Raw genomic sequence first — 18,692 nt, 5'->3', positions numbered from 1 at the left:
TGTTGGTCATCAAAGTGCGAGCGTGAGATCGGTGAGCGGCACGGCCTGGCAGGTGAGGCACTGCCCGTCGCTGCCGTCGACGGGGCCGAGATGGGTGAATTCCCCGTCGACCACCTCGACGGCGCAGCTTTCGCACTGCCCGACACGGCAGCCGCTCGGCAATGCGATGCCCGCCGCGCTTGCGGCGTCGAGCAGCGTCCCCTGCTCCGGTCCCCACGCAAAGCTCTGCTTGCTGCCCGCAAGCCGGATGGTTCGCGGCGCAAGGTCGCTCGGCACCGGCGGCGGCGACACGAAGCTTTCGGCGAAGATGTCGAACCGCGGGATACCGAGCGCCACGGCAGCCTCGATCTGCGCCGCAACGAAATCCGGCGAGCCGCAGATGTAGACCAGCGGGCGGCGCGCCAACCATGGCTTGACCTGTTCGAGATCGATCCGCCCCTTGCGCAACGACGACGAAGCGACCGCGTCCTGCGCGAGCGGCGCCGAATAGAACGTTATCCGCGTTAGCCCCGACGTGCCGACTTCCAGCTCCGCAAGCCGCCGCGCAAACGGATGCTCGCGGCTGCTGCGGCAGCCGTGCAGCAGCACGACTTCGGCAACGCGATCCTGTTGCGCCACCTGTTGCAACGTCTCGAGGTGGCTGATGAACGGCGTGATGCCGATGCCGGCGGCGAGGAAGACCAGCGGCCGGGCCCCCTTCAATGGCGGCGTGAAGATGCCGCCCGGCGGCTCCAGCAGAACCTGGTCGCCAACGGCAAGGCCATGCAGACGATCCGGCATGAAAAACGGCGCGTCGGCGCTGCGAGCCTCGTTCAGGAAACGTCCCTTCACCGCGATCGATAGCGCTTGTGGCTGATCGCCCGATCCGGTCAACGAATAGGCGCGCGCCTCTGCGGCATCAGGCAACGCGGTCATCACATGTTGCCCCGGCAGGAAGTCGGGCAGCGGGCCACCGTCAAGCGGCCGCAGGCTGAGGGCGATAACGTTGTCCGCCTCGACGGTGCGCTCGCCGACCACGAACCGCCGCCGGCCGCTCCAGACGCCGCGGCTGGCCACGTCGTCCCGCCTGATATTGCAGACGATCGCGCGCAGCGGGACTGAGCCGCTGACCGGATCGCGCGCATCGTCGTGCAGCACCGCGTTGATGTTGCGCGTGAGGCCGCCTGTCGCCGCCGAACGTTCGCGGCCGAGCGGCGGGCAATCCTCCCACCAGCCGAATTCGGCGACGACGACGCGGTCGTCGAGCGCCGCATTGAGGCGTACTTTCAGGCGCACGGCTCCGCCGTGCGTTTCCACCACGGCCCAGTCGCCCTCCACAAGTCCGCGCCGCGCGGCGAGTTGCGGGCTGATCTCGACGGCCGGATCGGGCGACTTGCGCCGTAGCGAGGCGACATGCCGCCACGAGGAGTGAACGAACCAGCCGCTCTTGGCGGTAGAGAGTACAAGCGGGAAGCGTTCGTCCGCCGCCGGCGTGAGCGGGCTGCCGACCGGTTCGACGTGATCGGGCAACGGGTCATGCCCGTGTCCCAGCATCAGCTCCGAATAGATCTCAACACGGCGTGTCGGTGTCGCAAAGCCCGCCGCCGTTCCGTCCTCGCGCGTCATGGCGTATTTTTCATCGCGGAAGACCTGCGGGAAGCGGCGTCCTTCGGGATGGTCGCGCAAATCCTCGACATCGATGCCGAGCGGCGCCAGCTGATAATTCCAGCCGGCCTCGATGTCGCCGCCGAAGAACAAGTTCTCCATCCCAAGCTTGAGCGCGAGTGCGGCGGCGATCTCGTAATCGGCCTTCACTTCGCCGATCGGCTCGACCATGCGTGGGCGGAACTGCACGGTCTCGACAGCCTCCTGCGTGATCTCGAACCCGATCTTCAGCGCGTCGCGCTCCCACGGCGTGCTGGCCGGCAGAACGAAATCGGCGCTCTCCGCGGTCGGGTTCATGAACATGTCGATATGAACCTGAAATTCCAGCGCGTTCAGCGCCGCGCGGTTACGCGCCGAATGGCCCTGCGACACGACGAAGTTGGTGCCGAAGGCGACCAGTGCACGCACCCGGTAAGGCTCGCCCTCGAGCACGGCCCGGCTGAAATCGCGCGCCGTGATCCAGCCCTTCGCCGGCGGGCCGAGCGGCAGTTCGGCAATGCCGAGCGCCTTGGCCTGCTGCTCCGGCGGCAGGATATTGTAGTCGTTGAGGGGGCGTGTCGGCGGCGGCACCGGCCAGCGGTTTCCGCCGGGCCGATCGCAGGCGCCGGTCAGCGCATAAAGCGACGCGATCGCGCGCTCGATCGCAGTGGCGTTGGTGTGCTGGCCGACGCCGGTCCAGGAATGATAGGCGAGCCGCGGCCGGGCGGCGAGCAGCGCGTTGAAGGCGTCGACGTCCTCGATGCGCAGCCAGGTCAACTCCGCGACGCGCGCCGGCGTATAGGGCGCGGCGCGCTCGGCCAGCAATTCGAACGCGGTTGCCGCCGAGATCATCCGGCCGTCGCATGCACGGATCGAGAGCGCGCCGCGAAGCTGGCCGCCGCGCTTCGGCGCGTAGCGGGTGTCGCAAGGCACGGGCGAGCCCGACGCATCGAGACGAACGAAAGCCTCAGGCGCGCCATCCGGCCACAACGCATCGGCGCGCAGGAGGCACCCGGTGGCGCGATCGACCAGCAGCGATCCATTGGTCCATGCGTCGACGAAGTCTGCATCGAAGCTGCCGGTCGCGATGAGATGACGGATCGCGCCCATCGCAAGTGCGCCATCGGCGCCCGGGCGGACGCGCAGCCAGAGATCGGCCTGCTGGCCCGAGCCGTTCGGCTTGGGATCGACAACGACGACCTTGGCGCCGCGCCGCCGCGCGTCCGCAATCCGCGTCGCCTGGGCGAGCCAGGTGCGCGCGGGGTTGTGGCCCCACAGGATGATCGCATCGGCATTGTCGTAATCGGGAAAGCCGATACCGCGGCCGAAGGTCAGCGCGTGCGCGTAGTCCTTGTGCCAGCCGCAGATCTCGACCGCGTAGATCAGGTTGGGACTGCCGAAGCCGCGGATGAAGCGCTCGACCCACTCGAAGCTGTCGACCATCGGCGTGCCGCTTGGCGTGGTGACGCCGAACGCCACCGCCTCGGCGCCGCTCTCGGCGCGGATCCTGCGGAGCCGGTCGGCGATCTCGGTCAGGGCCTCGTCCCAGGACACCTCGACCCAGCCGGGATCGGCGGCATCGCGCGGCCGGGTCCGCTTCAACGGAACGGTCAGACGGCGCGGGCTCGCGACGATTTCGGGGGCGGCCCGGCCCTTGGCGCAAAGTGCGCCGCCGGTCGGGTGGTTATTCAATACCTCTACGCCGACAAGACGCCCGTCCTCGACCACGGTGACAGAACCGCAGCGCGAGCGACAAAGCGTGCAATAGCCGGGGAGCCGCTGTTTCACCGCCGTCTCACCATCAAGTCAGCCCTTGTGACGCGTTCATGTAATGCGTTACACATTTACGTCATACGCTACCGGTCCCGTCAAGGCTAAGTAATAATCAGGGGACGAATCGGGGTTCCCAACGAGAGGCGGCGCGACCACCCATGGACCAGAATTTGCGCGAACAGGTGCTGCAGCGGGTGCGCGCCGAGATCATTTCCGGGCAGAGCCTTCCCGGCACGATGTATTCGGTGCCGAGTCTTGCGGCGAGCCTCGGCGTCTCCTCGACGCCGGTGCGCGAAGCACTGCTCGAGCTCAGCCGCGGCGGCCTGGTCGAGCCGATGCGCAACCGTGGCTTCAAGGTGGTGGAGCCGTCACTGACCGAGTTGCGCAACCTGTTCGACATGCGCGAGGTGCTGGAGCTGCACGCCGCAGTACTGGTCGCCGCCAATCCGCCAAAGGATCTAGCCGTCGTGCGCGACTGGGCCGACCAGATCGCCAGGGCCGTCGAGACCGACGACGTCCAGCTCTATCTGGAAGCCGATCGCAACTATCACCGCGAATTCGTCGCAGCCGCCGGCAACGAACTCTTGACCGAGATGGTGATGGGCCTGCGCGACAAGATGCGGCTCTACGGCATCAGCTCACGCGCCGGCCTCGAACGGCAGCAGGCCTCGGTGCCCGAGCACTACCGGCTGATCGAGCTCGCGCTGGCCGGCGAGACCGAGGCACTGCCGACCCTGCTGCGCGGTCACATCCGCTCCTGGGAGCCGATCTTCGTCGACGCGTTGATGCGCTCGAAGGAGCATGCGCGCGAGCCGCTGCGGCAGGCGCGCGGCTGAAGCGGAGCGAAGCAGCGAGCTCGTCGCTCTGACCGGCTAGCGCTTTGGTTCTGATTAAATCAGAACCAAGCTCTAGATTCTTGTTTGACGCGTTTTCTTCACGCGAACCGGTCTCCACTTCGCTCGAAAACGCTCTAGTCCAGAATGCTCTTGTAGTGCTCCGAGAAGACATCGCGGCCGATGATCAGCCGCATCACTTCTGAGCTTCCCGCCAGGATCCGGTTGACGCGCGCGTCGGTGAACATCCGGCTGATCGGATATTCATCCATATAGCCCGCGCCGCCGTGCAGCTGTACGCCGAGGTCGAGCATCTTCCACTCGACTTCCGACGACATCATCTTGGCCTTGGCGCCCATATTGCTGGTCAGGCGTCCGGCATTGTGCTCGGCCACGCAGTGATCGACATAGACCTGCACGAGGTCGATTTCGGCATCCATCTCCGCCATGCGGAACTGGGTGTTCTGCTGTTCGGCGAGCGGCTTTCCAAACAGCTTGCGATCCATCACGTAAGCGCGCGTGATGTCGAACGCCTTGCGGCCATTGGCGATCGATCCGACCGCGGAAATCAGCCGCTCCTCGGCAAGGCCCTCCATGAGATAGTAGAAGCCCCTGCCCGGTTCTCCGAGCACGTTGGCCTTGGGCACCTTCACGTTCTGGAAGAACAGTTCGGCGGTGTCCTGCGCCGGCATGCCCATCTTCTTGAGATTGCGGCCGCGCTCGAAGCCCTCCATGCCGCGCTCGACGATCAAGAGCACCATGGCGTGCTTCTTCTCGGCGCCTGCAAGCCTGGCGGCCACGATCACCACGTCGGAATTGATTCCGTTGGAGATGTAGGTCTTCGAGCCGTTGAGCAGGAAATGATCGCCCTTGTCTTCCGCTGTCGTCCGCATGCCCGCGAGGTCCGAGCCCGCGCCGGGCTCGGTCATCGCGATCGCCAGGATCGTCTCGCCGCTGACGCATTTGGGCAGGAAGCGGTCGCGCTGCTCCTCGGTGCCGAAGCGCTTGAAATAGGAGCCGACCAGGCGGCTGTGCAGCGTGTTGAACCAGCCCTTGCAGCCGGAGCGCGCGGTCTCCTCGATGATGATCTGCTCATAGCGGAAGTCCTCGTCGCCCATCCCGCCATATTTCTCTTCTGGCCAGATCATCAGGAAGCCGAGGTCGCCGGCCTTCTTGAACGCGCTGCGGTCGACGATGCCGGCCTCCCGCCACTCCTCCATGTAAGGCGCGATCTCGCTGGCGAGGAACTTGCGGTAGGAGTCGCGGAAGATGACCTGGTCTTCGGTAAAGCTGCGCATCATTCACCCAATAGCGCTCTCAATCGATCTGGAAACCGGCCGGTGTAGCAGGCACGGCCTTCACAAAAAAATCGGAGCGCCGGTTCTGCTGCAATCAAAACCGGCGCTCCGTTGTCGAGACAGTCGCTGCCTTACTTGCCCTTCCAGTTCGGCGCGCGTTTTTCCGCGAAGGCAGCCGCGCCCTCGCGGGCATCCTCGGAGACGAAGACAGGACCGACGATTTCCTGCTGCTTCTTCCACATCTGGTCTTCCGGCCAGAGCCGGGATTCGACGATCACCTGCTTGGATGCCTTGACCGCGAGCGGGCCATTGGCGCCGATCGCGGCCGCGAGCTCGAGCGCGGCATCGAGCGCCGGCCCATCGGTCACGCGGTTGATGATGCCGAGCTCATAGGCGCGCTGTGCGCCGAAGAACTCGCCCGTCAAAGCGAACTCCATCGCCACGCGGAACGGCATCTGGCGCGGCATGCGGATCAGCCCGCCGGCTGCGGCTGCCAGCCCGCGTTTCACCTCGGGGATGCCGAACTTGGCGTTGCGGTTGGCGACGATCATGTCGCACGACAGCGCGATCTCCATCCCGCCGGCGAGCGCGTAGCCGTCGACGGCCGCGATCAGCGGCTTCTTCGGCGGCGCCTCGGTGAGGCCGGCGAAGCCACGGCCGGGGATCGACGGCCGCTCGCCCTTCAGGAACCCCTTGAGATCCATGCCCGAGCAGAACGTGCCGCCGGCGCCGGTGATGATGCCGACGCTCAGGGCATCGTCGGCGTCGAGCCGGTCGATCGCCGCGGCCACGCCCTTGGAGAGGGCGAGGTTGGCGGCGTTCTTGGCTTCCGGCCGGTTCAGCGTGATGATCAGAATAGGTCCGCGGACTTCAGTGAGGACCGGAGTTTCTTCGGACATCGCTATGGTCTCCTGCGGGTTGGGTTAGCGCGGGGCCATGCGGATCGCGCCGTCGAGACGGACGTCTTCACCATTGAAGTAGCCGTTGGTGATCATGGTCAGCGCCAGCTGCGCGTATTCCTCCGGCATGCCGAGACGCTTTGGGAACGGCACCGACGCGCTGAGCGCGGCCTTGACGTTCTCAGGCGCCCCCTGCAGCAGCGGCGTGTTGAAGATGCCCGGCAGGATGGTGTTGACGCGGATGCCTTCGGCCATCAGGTCGCGCGCGATCGGCAGGGTCATGCCGACGACGCCGGCCTTCGAAGCCGAATAGGCAGCCTGCCCCATCTGGCCGTCCTCGGCCGCGACCGAGGCCGTGTTGACGACCGCGCCGCGCTCGCCGTGCTCCAGCGGGGACAGCGACAGCATGCCCTGCGCCGACTTGGCGATGCAGCGGAAGGTGCCGACGAGGTTGATCTGGATGATGCGGTTGAAGGCGTCGATCGGGAAGTGCGTGGGTTCGCCGGTCTTCTTGTCCCGGCCGGCGGTCTTCACCGCGTTGCCGGTGCCTGCGCAATTCACCAGGATGCGCTCCTGGCCGTGTGCCGCGCGGGCCTTGGCGAAGCCCGCATCGACCTGCTCGTCGGAAGTGACATCGACTTTGCAGAACACGCCGCCGATCTCCTTGGCGATGGCCTCGCCCTTCTCTTCGTTGAAGTCGAAGATCGCGACCTTCACACCCTGTGCGGCGAGCGCCCGCGAGGTGGCTGCGCCGAGGCCGGACGCGCCGCCGGTGACGACGGCGGCGACCGATGAATCGAGTTTCATGGCACTATCCTTTCGCGATCAGATGCGTTCGATGATGATGGCCGGCGCCATGCCGCCGGCGGCGCACATGGTAACCAAGCCATAACGTCCGCCGCTCCGCTCGAGCTCGTCGAGCGCGGTACCGATCAGGATCGATCCGGTGGCGCCGATCGGATGGCCGAGCGCGATCGAGCCGCCATTGATGTTGACCTTCTCGCGATCCAGCTCGAGATCGCGGATGAACTTCTCGGCGACCACCGCGAAGGCCTCGTTGATCTCCCAGACGTCGATGTCGTCCTTGGTCAGGCCGGCCTTGGCGAGAACCTTCTTCGCCGCCGGGACCGGCGCATTGAGCATCAGTGTCGGATCATCGCCCTGATTGGCATAGGCCACGATGCGGCCGCGCGGCTTGAGGCCGTGCTTCTCGGCATATTCCTTCGACGTGATCAGCACCGCGGCGGCGCCGTCCACCACGCCCGAGCTGTTGCCGGCATGATGCACGCCCTTCCACTCGAGACCCGGGTAGCGGCGCTGGATCTGCTTCTTGAAGGTCACGCCGTTGCCGAGATCGAAATCGGCAAGCTGCTCGAAGCTCGGCTTCAGCGAAGCAAGGCCTTCGGCCGTGGTCTCGGGGCGCGGGAATTCCTCACGACCGAGGGCGACGCTGCCGTCGTCGTTGAGCACGGGGATTACCGACTTGGCGAAACGGCCTTCATCTATTGCCCGCTTGGCGCGCTGCTGGCTGACCAGCGCCAGCGCATCGCAGGCTTCGCGGCTGATGCCCTCACGCGTGGCGATGGCGTCGCCGCACACGCCCTGGTGCGACTGCGGGTGAATTTCGTCAAGCGCCGGATTGCCCGAACCCATCATGCGCGCCGGCTGCCCCGCCTTGGAGCGTTCGGCTGCGAGGGTCTGCTGATAGCTCATCATCTCGGTGCCGCCGGCGATGACGCAATCTTCCATCCCCGACATCACCGATGCTGCCGCGAGGTTCACCGAGGTGATGCCGCCGCCGCAGAAGCGATCCAGCGTCGTGCCGCTGGCGTTGATGTCGTATCCCGCCGCGAGCGCCGACATGCGTCCGAGATCGCCGCCCTGCTTGCCTTCCTGGGTCGAGGTCGACCAGATGATGTCGTCGACGGTCGAGGTATCGAGCTTGTTGCGCTCCTTGATCGCGCCGAGCACGGTTGCCGCCAGCTGCTGCGGGTGCAGGTGCGACAGCGCTCCCTTGCCCGGCTTGCCGATGCCGCGCGGCGTGCGGACCGCGTCGATGATGTATGCTTCAGACATGCGTTTCCCTCTGCTTTGGATGTTTATTGACTGTGGGCTCGTGCCGATCGGTACCGGCCGCTTCCGCTGCGTCTTTTACCCCGGAACGGCCGGAGACTTCAGCGGTGTGGCGTCACCGCAAGCGGCGCGGCAATTGGGCTGCGCTGATCTTCGAAATAGCGCGCGTTGATCAGCACGGACGGTTGCGCCGTATCGCGCTCGCGCTCGTCGGCGCAGGCGGGCTTGTCCGGACTCTGCGCAAACAACGGTGCGCCGGGCGCGGCGGCGTGAGGACCGAGCGCGTATTTCTGCTCTTGCGGCAGGTAGATCAGTTGGCCGATCTGGGTGAGGGTGAGCGTGAGGCGCGAGACCGTCGATCGCGGAAGACCGCAGCGATCGGCGATTTCGCGATTGCCGAGGCGTATGCTTCGACCCTCGAAGCAACGCACGATGTCGAATGCGCGCGATACCACCTGTATCACGCGCCGGTTGTCCGTGCCGGCGGTGTCTTGCGCCATCAGTACTTCAGATCGACGTCCCATCGTTTACGCCTCACTCCTCAGTTTGCGTTCGGGTGAATGAAGCCCGCCCGGGTTCGGGCAGGACGCGCCGGTCCGCGACATCGCTGACGGGCGAGCGACGCCGGGCGGCGCACGCGCGAGCGGACCTGCATGTAGGATCTGACGGCGGGCGCCTTCGCTTCCAGCCCAATGAAGCCGCAACCAAGCGGGTCAAGCAGCTTCGGATATCTGTGGCCGGCCAGCATCAGGCGGATTCTTTCCCTAGGATTCAGACCTTAATTAATTGATTAATTAGTCAGGTGATTAAAGTGGGCGCTCCGCCCTGTCAACCGCCCTCGCCGCAGAGCGCCCCGCGCTCCGATAGCACCTCGCGCATCGCTCATCTTTCGGAACAGCAGCTGCGGCCTGTCATGACGAGCTTCGGGCCGGAGCCGGACGGTACGCGCGACACGAGAACGCGTGGACCTGAAGCATGACGCAAAAGCGGTCGCTGAATCGCGAGCCACACGGTGAGGCCGGACACGGCGAGACCAACACGCCGGGCGATGAGATCGCAGATCAGGAAATGTCGTGAGGCGCGAACAACAACGGCCGGGTTGCCTGACTAGACGCGACCGGCGGCTGCGATGGCCGTTACGAGGGCTAAACCTAAGCTATGAAAGCTTGGTGGGCGCACCAGGGCTCGAACCTGGGACCCGCTGATTAAGAGTCAGCCACAGCCTGAGAAAAATCAATGACTTGCCTTTCGCACACCTGGACCTATCCGGCCGAGGATGGGCATTCGTCGCCCGGCTCGAGCGGCAGCCAATCCCGCTCATCACGTCGCAGCTGCGTTGGCCGCAAAACTGGGCACCGTGGGGTCGAGTTCCTGCTGCTCCAACATTCGAGAGGATATCGCGCGCCGGAAACCCGCAGCATGATGAATTCTGCGGTCGAAGCAAGAATTACGCCCGGCGCGGGCCATGTATCGCCAGACTTGCCGACACGAGGGCGACGCCGATCCAGAACGTTCCCCACCAGTAGTTGATGAGAGCGGGTGTACCTCGGCACAGCGTGCGGGCGAGATCACAGATGTCCGAACGCCCGAGGAGACAGAGCCCCGCCTCCTTCGTCGAAAGATAGGCATAAAGGATCACGTCGCGGTACGTGACCCACCACCAGATGACGGCGAGCATGACGATCAGGATGCCGACCGACAGGAGATGCGTAGAGACCCGCGCCATCTTCGCCTCAGGTCGAAAGCCCTAGCGTTGCAAGGATGCTTCGGCGGAGAGTCACGAGTTCGGGATCGTCCCGGTGCCGTGGGTACGGTTTCTCGAAACGGAACTCGGCCTTGATCCGCGCCGGGCGCTCGCTGAGCACGATGACGCGTGACGAGAGCAGCAGCGCTTCCTCCACGTCGTGCGTGACAAGGAGAGCCGTGAAACCGTTGCGCTGCCACAGCCTCACGAGTTCAGCCTGCAGGGTCAGTCGCGTCAGTGAATCGAGCTTTCCCAGCGGTTCGTCGAGCAACAAGAGCGTCGGATCGTTAACAAGGGCACGTGCCAGCGAGGCGCGCTGCGCCATGCCGCCCGATAGCTGGTGGGGATAGGCGTCGGCAAAAGCAGCGAGTCCGACAAGGTCGAGCGCGGCGTCGACGCGCCCGCGCGACTCCTTCAGCACCTTGCGTGCTTCCAATCCGGTCGCGACATTGCGCCAGACGGTGGCCCAGGGAAACAGCGTCGGATCCTGAAAAACCAGGATGCGCGAGGGATCCGGACGATTGATCGGCCGGCCATCGGCCAGGATGCTGCCACTGCTCGGCAGCTCAAGTCCCGCGATCAACCGTAACAGCGTCGACTTGCCGCACCCCGACGGACCGAGCAGCGCCACGAACTCCCCACGCCCGATCGCAAAATCGATCGCCTCAATCACAGGCAACCTCGCGCCGGACAGATTGAACTGATGGCTGACGGCATGGACATCGACGGCCGTGCTGCCATGCCGTGCGCCCCCCGGCTCGACCGCCGCAAACGCTGCATCGGCCATCAGATAAATCCTTCCTGCCAGCTCAGGAGACGATCGCGCACGACGAACAGCAGGCGGACGATCCCGGCGCACAGCAAAGCCATGATGATCAACGCGGCGTAGACGTTCGCATAGCCCGAATATGCTGTCTGGAACTGGATATACCAACCAAGCCCATATTTGGCGCCGAGCATTTCCGCGACGACCAGAACGGCGAACGAGTAGTAAAGCGCCATGAAGAGCCCGACGAACACATGCGGCGTCGAGGCCGGGATCGCGATCCTGCGGATCAGGTACCAGCTGTCCGCACCGAGAATTCGACCGACATCATAGAAGGCACGGTTGACTGCACCCACGCCCGATGCGGTAAGGATCGCGACCGGAATGCCGGAGGCCAGCGCCACGATGAATATGCTGGCGCCGAAGGTTGTGGGAAAGAAATAGAACGTGCAGGGTATCCAGGCCGTCGCCGGAACGGGGCCGATCAGCTTCAGGAACGGCATGCCCCAGTAGCTGAAGCGTTTCGACCAGCCAAGCGCCACGCCAGCAGCGTAGCCGACGATGACGCCGGACACGAAGCCCAGCGACCACAGGCGCAGCGTGTAGCCGATGCAGATCAGGAGACGCTGGCCATCGGTTACATAGACGTTCAGAAGCCCGTGCGGCGGCGAGAAGAAGGGCTTCGGGAGCCATCCGAACTTCGCGGTGGTCAGCTCCCACAATGCGAGCCAGACTCCGATGGCGACAAACCACGGTCCATAATGGATCAGACTCTCGCTGATGCGTCCAAGACGATGCGCTACGGCAGACAGCACCAGAAATGCAATCGCAATCGCGCCAGTGATCCCGGCGAAAAGACCCGCGCTGCCCCAAGGAACGACATCGGGCAGTCCCACCGTGATCGCCGCCGCGGTCGCCCAGGATGCCGCGGCGAACACACCTTCCCACCAGATGCGGCGAAACGAGGGCAGCTGACCTGAAAGCGATCCGCCGATCGCGTGCGTCGTCTCGGTCACAGCAAACGCCTCACGCCAGTAGATTGACCGTGACACGTTCGGCGAACGCCTTGGGATCGGTGGTCGAATCCAGCACCTTGACGAGTTTGAGGTCCTCGGCCGTCTTCTGGATCTGGTCCACCAAGGGCTGCCCGATCGGGTGATTGTGGTAGGTCAGCGAACCCAGGATCTCCGCCAACTCCGCCTGAGTAAGTCCCGCCGGCTTGAGCGTCTCGAAGTACCACTTCGCCACCTCGTCCGGATGGTTGGCGGTGTATTCATGCACCTCGATATTCGCTTCCGCGAGGCGTCGCAGCGCATCCTTGTTGGCGCTGAAAAACGGGCCGTTGGCGCCGAGGACGCAACATGTGTGGCCCTCATAGACCCCGGTCTGGGTATCGGCCAGCTTGACGAAGTTGAACTTCTTCTCGATCGAGTATGCCCAGGGATCGAGATGCGCGGCGATATCCGCTTCCCCCCTGTTCACGGCCTCGCCCACCAGATCGAACGGCACGACCTTCCAAGTGACGTCAGTCTCTGGATCGATGCCGGCCTTGGCGAGCGTGACCTGGAAGGCCACCTTCGGCGGCGACACCACATCATAGCTTGCAATCGTCTTGCCCTTGATTCCGGCGATATCCTTGATGCCGGACTTCTGTGACGCCAGCAGGCGCTGACACCCACCATGCGAACCGACGAAAAGCTTGACATCAAAGCCCTGCTCCAGCGGCTTCAGCCAGTCGCCGATCAAGCCGGCTCCGGCATCGGCCTTGCCGGTCGCAAGCGCCTGGATCAGCGTCTGGCCGCTGGCGCCCTGGTAGAACAACTCGACGTCGAGATTGTGCTTGGCGTAGATCCCCTTCTCGACTCCGAAGCCGAGCGGTGAATGACACGCCGCAACCTCGGTCCAGGCCAGCCGTATCTTCGGCGCCGGTCCAGCAACCGCGGGCGAATAGACGTTGCTCGCTACGAATCCGCTCGATGCCGCCAGTCCGGTTACCCCGGCTGCCTTGAGAACCGTTCGGCGAGAAAAATTACGATCTCTCGATTTCGTCATGACAAAGCTCCGCTCCAAAAGTGCCCGGCTGCCGGTTGGTAGAAGGGTGCTATTCCGAACATCCCAAGAGCACGCAGCGATTTCGCAGGCCACTCATGGGTGAACGGTTCTGTACGAGAATGATGCTGTTCGATTTCGCGAGTGTCGAGCCGTCGAACGAAATTACGATGCATACGCTGCCGCACGCTTCATCCGCATTTGGTTTGTTTCCAAGCCGGTGTTGATTGCAGTCCGATTCTTCCGCGCGATGACTGGCGCGGTGAACTCACTCTGCGCACCAAGCGAACCGCTCCACCCAATCATCCAATCAGCTCGCGACGCAGCGGCATTGCGTTCACCCCGCTCACACGCTGCATCAAGCACGCTCGGGCTCATACGCCCGATCGGCCTTTGCCGGTTTCAGCAGCGGGATGACCTCGCGGCCGGAGGCCGGCAATTCGTCGGTGAAGTTCAGGAAGGCACACAGGATCATGTCGACGCCGATAGCTTCATAGGCACGGATGCGCTCGGCGATCAGCTCGGGAGGACCGAAGAGACGGGTCTTGAAGCCGTCATTGGGCTGCACCAGGTTAGCATGGTTCGAATCGGCCCACATCCCGATCTTGTCGGCGGTCGATGCGCCCGCCTGCTTCACCTGCTCCGCGAAGGCCTTAACGATCTCCGGGTCGGCGCCTGCGATGATCGCTTCGAGCTGGTCGAGCGCTTCCTGCTCGGTCGGCCGCTGGATGACGAAGCCGTTGAGCCCGAACTTCACCGTGCGGCCCTTCGCCTTGGCGAGCGCACGGACCTCGTCGATCTGCTGCTTGGCGCCTTCCACGGTGGTGCCGTTGAGAAAATACCAATCCGAATATTTCGCCGCCATCCGGCGCGCTGCCTTGGAATTGCCGCCCTGGAAGATCTCCGGATACGGTTGCGAGATCGGCCTCGGCTTCAACCATGCGTCATTGATGCTGTAGAAGTCGCCCTTGAAGGTGAAACGATCCCGAGTCCACAGGCCCTTGAGCACCTGGATGAACTCTTCCGAGCGGCGGTAGCGTTCGTCGTGCTCCAGCCAGGGCTCGCCGAACGCGCGAAATTCGTCCTTGAACCAGCCGGTCAGGATGTTGATTGCAAACCGCCCCTTGGAATAGACATCGATGGTGGCTCCCACCTTCGCGATCATGGCGGGATGCCAGAAGCCGGTGTGGATCGCGCTGATGAGCTTCAGCCGGCTGGTCTGGGCCGAAAGCACCGCGGTGCAGGTGATGGCCTCCTGCTGCAGCTCCCAGCCGTGGCTCGCAATGAAGCGCGCCGGCGCCAGCCCGTATTCGAAGCCGAGATCCTCGGCCTCGCGCGCGAGCCCGGCGTTGTAGTCGAGGGTCCAATCAGTCCGCTGCGGAACGTTGCTGATGACAAAGCCGCCACTGCCGAGCGGCATCCAGTATCCGAAGCGAATTGCCATGACGCGCTGCTCCCACTAACTGATTGCCGTTTGGACAGGCTCTGCGGCAGCCACCATTCCGGTTGCCGCACCACCCAGATAGAATTCGGCGACATCGTCGCGTTCTGCGAGTTCGGCCGCCGTGCCTGATGCGGCCACCCGTCCGTTCTCGAGGACATAGCCGTGGTCGGCAAACCGCAGGACGAGATGCGCGTTCTGCTCAGCCAGGAGGAAGCTGACGCCCTCGTTCCGATTGAGGTCGCGGATGATCTGGAAGATCTCTTCCACGATAATCGGCGCCAGCCCCATCGAGGGCTCATCGAGCAGCACGAGCGTCGGGCGCGTCATCAGTGCTCGCCCGATCGCGACCATCTGCTGCTCGCCGCCCGAGGTCAGGCCACAACGAGCCCTGCGGCGCTGCTTCAGGCGCGGAAACCAGCCGTAGATACGATCGAGATCCTCGGCGAGCGCACGACGGCTCGGCCGGCGCACAAAGCCGCCACTGAGCAGATTCTCCTCGACCGTAAGCTGAGGAAAGACGTGGCGGCCTTCGAGAACCTGGACGACGCCCCTGGCCACAAGATCGGCCGGATCGAGACGGTTGGTCACCTCGCCGCGCCAGGTGATCGCGCCACGGCTCAAGTGGCCGCGCTCGGACGCGAGCAGGTTCGAGATCGCCTTCAGCGTCGTCGTCTTCCCGGCGCCATTGGCGCCGAGAAGAGCAACGATCGACCCTTGTTCGACCCTGAGCGATACACCGCGCAAGGCCAGGATCGCGTGACCGTATAGAACCTCGATGTTGTCGACGTCGAGAAATTGAGACGTGGTCATGGCGATCCCTCGGCCACCTCAGTTGGTGGCATCGCGCGGCGTGATGCCCTTCTCCTTGGCGTAGGCGGCAGCGCGCTCATAGATCAGCGGCAGCAACAGATCACGATCGGATTTCACCCAGCCGTCCGACACCACATTCCACTTCTCGCCATCCCACTGCAGCACCTTGCCGGCGCCACCGCCCTCGTGGTCCTTGGCCGACAACTTCAGGGGCTGCTGGAGGCCGGTCGCGCCGATTTCCGCGAGCCGCTTCTCGGAGAGGTCAAGGTGCTCGAGGCCCCACTGCGCTTCCTCACCATTGATCGGCCGCACGCCGAAATGCGCTTGGGCGGTGCGAATTGCCTCGACCGCAACGATCGCCTCGTCGACACCGGAATTGTAGTAGACCGAGCCGAAGCTCTTCGGATCCTTGAGATCGCTCAGACCTTTGTCGAGAACGTACTTCTTGAGCTTCTGGTGGATCTCGAAATTGGCGCCAGCCGGAAATGGCGTGATTGCAAGGTAGCCCTTGGCGACGGTACCCGCCGGACGGACATCTTCTTCCGAGCCCGACCAGATGCCACCAATGATATGATCGACCGGGAAGCCCACCTTGGCCGCGGTCTTAATCGCAACCGGTGTCATCACGCCCCAGCCGCGCAGGAACACCCAGTCAGGCTTGAGCTGACGGATCTTGGCCCACTGCGCCGATTGTTCATTGCCCGGATGCGGCACCGGAATCTGGATGTCCTCAAAGCCGTAGGTCTTGGCAAGGTGGGCGAGCGGAACCTGGGTCTCCTTGCCGTACGGCGAGTCGTGATAGACGGTCGCGATCTTGAGACCTTTCAGCTTGTCCTTGCCGCCGACCTTTTCCGCGATGAAATTGACCGCCGAGGACGCTTCGCTCCAGAAGCTGAAAACGACGGGGAAGCTGTAAGGAAAGACCCGCCCATCGATCGCTTCGGTGCGACCGTAGGCGATGGTCACCAGCGGAATCTTGTCGGCCACCGATTTCTCGGTCAGCGCCTTCGAGATCGGATCGCCATGCGGCAGGAAGATCGGAACGGCCGACCCATTCTTACCCGCCTTTACCCGTTCGTAGCACTCGACGCCCTTCTCGACTTCCCAATTGGTCTCGCATTCGTCCCAGACCAGCTTGATCCCATTGATGCCGCCCTCCACCTCGTTGATGTAGCGGAAATAGTCGATCTCGCCGGCCCAGACCGGAATGCCGCTCGAGGCATAGGCTCCGACGCGAAAGGTCGCGAGCGGGAAATATTGCGTTTTCGCATCTTCCGCCGAGGCGGCGGTGCCAACGACCGACAGACCGAGTGCCGCCAGCCCCAACACCTTGCTCACGACCCGCATCCGCATCTCTTGTTTTCGCAAAGACATCTGCTTACCCCTCCATATGACTACAGAACTTACGTTTGATCCTCGCACGTGGTACGCGACACTAGCGGGCCAACCGCGAAACCAGTTGCGTCCATACCCGCGACAGCAACGCCGCGAGCCCCCTCGGCTCCTTGATCAGGAACCAGACGATGAGCGCGCCGAAGAGCGCCTTCTGAAAGTTCTCGAGTTGCCCGGCGTCGACCGCGCCTGCGAACAGCCGGCCCCCGACATGATCGAGCAGGATCGGCAGCAAGATCATGAAAGCGGCGCCAAGATAGCCGCCGCTGATGCTGCCCATGCCACCGATGATGATCGCAAACATCACCTCGAACGAGCGGTCGAGGTTAAAGCTGCGCGCGTCGACCGTGCCGAGATAGGCGAAGCCCCAAAGCGCACCCGCAATGCCGATCACCAGCGAGCTGACGAAGAAGGCCTTCAGCTTTCCGGCCGACACGGGAATGCCGATCACCGAAGCCGCTGTGTCCATGTCGCGGATCGCCATCCAGGTCAGGCCGGTCTGGCTACGAACCAGACGGATCGAGATCACCGTCACGGCCGCGACGGTGGCCAGGGTCAACAGATAGCGGCCGGCCGGGCTCGAGAGATCATGACCAAGAAGCGCGAGCCGCGGCGCCGAGATCGAACTCGAGGTCGAGTAGTTCGAGAACCAGCCATATTGATTGAACAGCCATTCGAGCAGGAACTGGGCGGCCAGCGTCGATGCGACGAGATAAAATCCCTTGATCCGCAGGCTTGGCAGGCCCGCAATGACCCCCACGAGCCCGGCAACGATCCCTCCGAGCAGCAGACTGACGGGTAACGGTAGCTCCGGCAGCCGCAGCAGCAGATTGTAGGTCGCATATGCTCCGACAGACATGAACCCGCCGCTGCCAAGCGAGGCCTGGCCCGCATAGCCCATCAGCAGGTTCAGCCCCAAAGCCGCGAGCGACATGATCAGAAACGGGATCAAGACGGCATTGAGCCAGTAGTCGTTCGCCACGAGCGGAATGCCGGCAAGCACGGCGAGCAGCGCGACGGCAGAGGCGAGGTGCAACCGGTCGTGCGCTGTGACGCCAGGCGGGCTGAATGTCTCGATTGTTTCCGTGCCGATCGCCGACATGCTTCAGATCCTTTCAATCGGCGCTTCGCCGAACAGACCGGCCGGCCGGACCAACAGAAAAGCGACTGCCAGAACATAGGAGAACCAGGTCGATACGCTGCCGCCCAACATGTTCCCAAGATAGATCTCTGCGAGGCTGTCACCGGCACCTACGATCAGGCCACCGACGATCGCACCGGATATTGAGGTGAATCCCCCGATGATCAGCACCGGAAGCGCCTTGAGCACGACGAGGGTGAGCGCGAACTGAACGCCCTGGCGCGCGCCCCAGAGCAGACCAGCGACCAGCGAGACAAAACCCGCGACGCCCCACACGATCTGCCACAGGGTCTGCAGCCGGATCCCGATCGAGAGCGCAGCCTGCGGATCGTCTGCGATCGCGCGCAGCGCGATTCCGACCCGGGTCGTGTTGAAGAAGATCGACAGTGCGACCACGAGAACGCCGGCCGTGCCGGCGGCAACAAGGTCGAACTGACTGATTTGGACTCCGCCGATCGAGATCGGCGTGTCGACGATGCCGAGATCGAGCTCGTGCACGCTCGCCCCCATCGCGATCTGCGCAAGTCCCTCGATCACAAAGGATACGCCGAGGGTTGCCATGAACAGCGTGATCTGCGGTCGATTGACCAGCGGCCGCAAGACGACGCGCTCCACCACGATACCGATCGCCACCATGATCAAAAGCGTGATCGGCGCGGCGAGCCAGAAATCGAGCCCCTTGTCACGCAGGGTCACGAAGGTGAGCGCGGCGCACAACACCATCGCCCCCTGCGCGAAATTGAAGACGCCGGAGGCCTTGAAAACCAGCACGAATCCGATCGCAACCAGGGAGTACATGACGCCCGCAAGCAAGCCGCCGACCAGCGTTTCGATGAAGAAGCTCATC

General features: G+C 64.0%; 15 protein-coding genes and 1 pseudogene. 1 reads left to right on the top strand and 15 read right to left on the bottom strand.

The features are described 5' to 3' along the window. Window positions 1-9: 9 nt before the first annotated feature. Window positions 10-3,411 (bottom strand): molybdopterin-dependent oxidoreductase, encoded by a 3,402-nt coding sequence (locus tag XH92_RS15485; protein WP_194459955.1) that lies wholly within the window; start codon window positions 3,409-3,411, stop codon window positions 10-12. Between the two features lie 143 nt (window positions 3,412-3,554). Here XH92_RS15485 and XH92_RS15480 point away from each other — a divergent pair, with 143 nt between their 5' ends. Continuing rightward, on the top strand, window positions 3,555-4,232 hold the full coding sequence (locus XH92_RS15480; protein ID WP_194459954.1) for a GntR family transcriptional regulator: 678 nt from the start codon (window positions 3,555-3,557) through the stop codon (window positions 4,230-4,232). A 134-nt stretch (window positions 4,233-4,366) separates the two neighbouring features. Here XH92_RS15480 and XH92_RS15475 read toward each other — a convergent pair whose 3' ends face one another. The 14 genes and pseudogenes from XH92_RS15475 to XH92_RS15410 all read right to left on the bottom strand — a co-directional run bounded on the left by XH92_RS15475 (window position 4,367) and on the right by XH92_RS15410 (window position 18,691). Beyond that, a complete protein-coding gene (locus tag XH92_RS15475) occupies window positions 4,367-5,527 on the bottom strand; it encodes an acyl-CoA dehydrogenase family protein (protein WP_194461280.1) in 1,161 nt (386 codons plus the stop codon). A gap of 131 nt (window positions 5,528-5,658) precedes the next feature. Beyond that, the gene (locus tag XH92_RS15470) at window positions 5,659-6,426 is read right to left on the bottom strand and encodes a crotonase/enoyl-CoA hydratase family protein (protein ID WP_194459953.1); all 768 of its coding nucleotides are present in this window, start codon (window positions 6,424-6,426) and stop codon (window positions 5,659-5,661) included. 24 nt (window positions 6,427-6,450) lie between these two features. After that, complete coding sequence (locus XH92_RS15465; RefSeq protein WP_028340063.1) at window positions 6,451-7,233, bottom strand: SDR family NAD(P)-dependent oxidoreductase; 783 nt, start codon at window positions 7,231-7,233, stop codon at window positions 6,451-6,453. Between the two features lie 18 nt (window positions 7,234-7,251). Beyond that, window positions 7,252-8,502, bottom strand: coding sequence for an acetyl-CoA C-acetyltransferase (locus tag XH92_RS15460; RefSeq protein WP_194459952.1), 1,251 nt, complete (start codon window positions 8,500-8,502; stop codon window positions 7,252-7,254). Between the two features lie 257 nt (window positions 8,503-8,759). Continuing rightward, window positions 8,760-9,023, bottom strand: a pseudogene (locus XH92_RS43045) (helix-turn-helix domain-containing protein); the annotation flags it as partial. Between the two features lie 923 nt (window positions 9,024-9,946). Continuing rightward, window positions 9,947-10,225: a hypothetical protein gene (locus XH92_RS15450; RefSeq protein WP_194459950.1), complete on the bottom strand. Its 279-nt coding sequence runs from the start codon at window positions 10,223-10,225 to the stop codon at window positions 9,947-9,949. A gap of 7 nt (window positions 10,226-10,232) precedes the next feature. Beyond that, window positions 10,233-11,030 carry an ABC transporter ATP-binding protein gene (locus XH92_RS15445; RefSeq protein ID WP_194459949.1) on the bottom strand — a complete coding sequence of 266 codons (798 nt, stop codon included), beginning with the start codon at window positions 11,028-11,030 and terminating at the stop codon, window positions 10,233-10,235. Next, the gene (locus XH92_RS15440) at window positions 11,030-11,947 is read right to left on the bottom strand and encodes an ABC transporter permease (protein ID WP_246788445.1); all 918 of its coding nucleotides are present in this window, start codon (window positions 11,945-11,947) and stop codon (window positions 11,030-11,032) included. The genes XH92_RS15445 and XH92_RS15440 overlap by 1 nt, the downstream gene beginning before the upstream one ends. An 88-nt stretch (window positions 11,948-12,035) precedes the next feature. Continuing rightward, window positions 12,036-13,061 (bottom strand): ABC transporter substrate-binding protein, encoded by a 1,026-nt coding sequence (locus XH92_RS15435; RefSeq protein ID WP_194459947.1) that lies wholly within the window; start codon window positions 13,059-13,061, stop codon window positions 12,036-12,038. A gap of 355 nt (window positions 13,062-13,416) precedes the next feature. After that, a complete protein-coding gene (sfnG, locus tag XH92_RS15430; protein WP_194459946.1) occupies window positions 13,417-14,502 on the bottom strand; it encodes a dimethylsulfone monooxygenase SfnG in 1,086 nt (361 codons plus the stop codon). 15 nt (window positions 14,503-14,517) lie between these two features. Further along, window positions 14,518-15,312: an ABC transporter ATP-binding protein gene (locus XH92_RS15425; RefSeq protein ID WP_194459945.1), complete on the bottom strand. Its 795-nt coding sequence runs from the start codon at window positions 15,310-15,312 to the stop codon at window positions 14,518-14,520. Window positions 15,313-15,330: 18 nt separating this feature from the next. Then, complete coding sequence (locus XH92_RS15420; RefSeq protein WP_194459944.1) at window positions 15,331-16,659, bottom strand: ABC transporter substrate-binding protein; 1,329 nt, start codon at window positions 16,657-16,659, stop codon at window positions 15,331-15,333. An 88-nt stretch (window positions 16,660-16,747) separates the two neighbouring features. Continuing rightward, complete coding sequence (locus XH92_RS15415; protein ID WP_194459943.1) at window positions 16,748-17,806, bottom strand: branched-chain amino acid ABC transporter permease; 1,059 nt, start codon at window positions 17,804-17,806, stop codon at window positions 16,748-16,750. A gap of 3 nt (window positions 17,807-17,809) precedes the next feature. Continuing rightward, window positions 17,810-18,691: a branched-chain amino acid ABC transporter permease gene (locus XH92_RS15410; protein ID WP_194459942.1), complete on the bottom strand. Its 882-nt coding sequence runs from the start codon at window positions 18,689-18,691 to the stop codon at window positions 17,810-17,812. Window position 18,692 lies beyond the last annotated feature (1 nt).

Origin of the sequence: Bradyrhizobium sp. CCBAU 53421 (genome assembly GCF_015291625.1) — a bacterium.
GTDB lineage: Bacteria > Pseudomonadota > Alphaproteobacteria > Rhizobiales > Xanthobacteraceae > Bradyrhizobium.
This window is presented reverse-complemented; position numbering and strand designations above follow the sequence as displayed.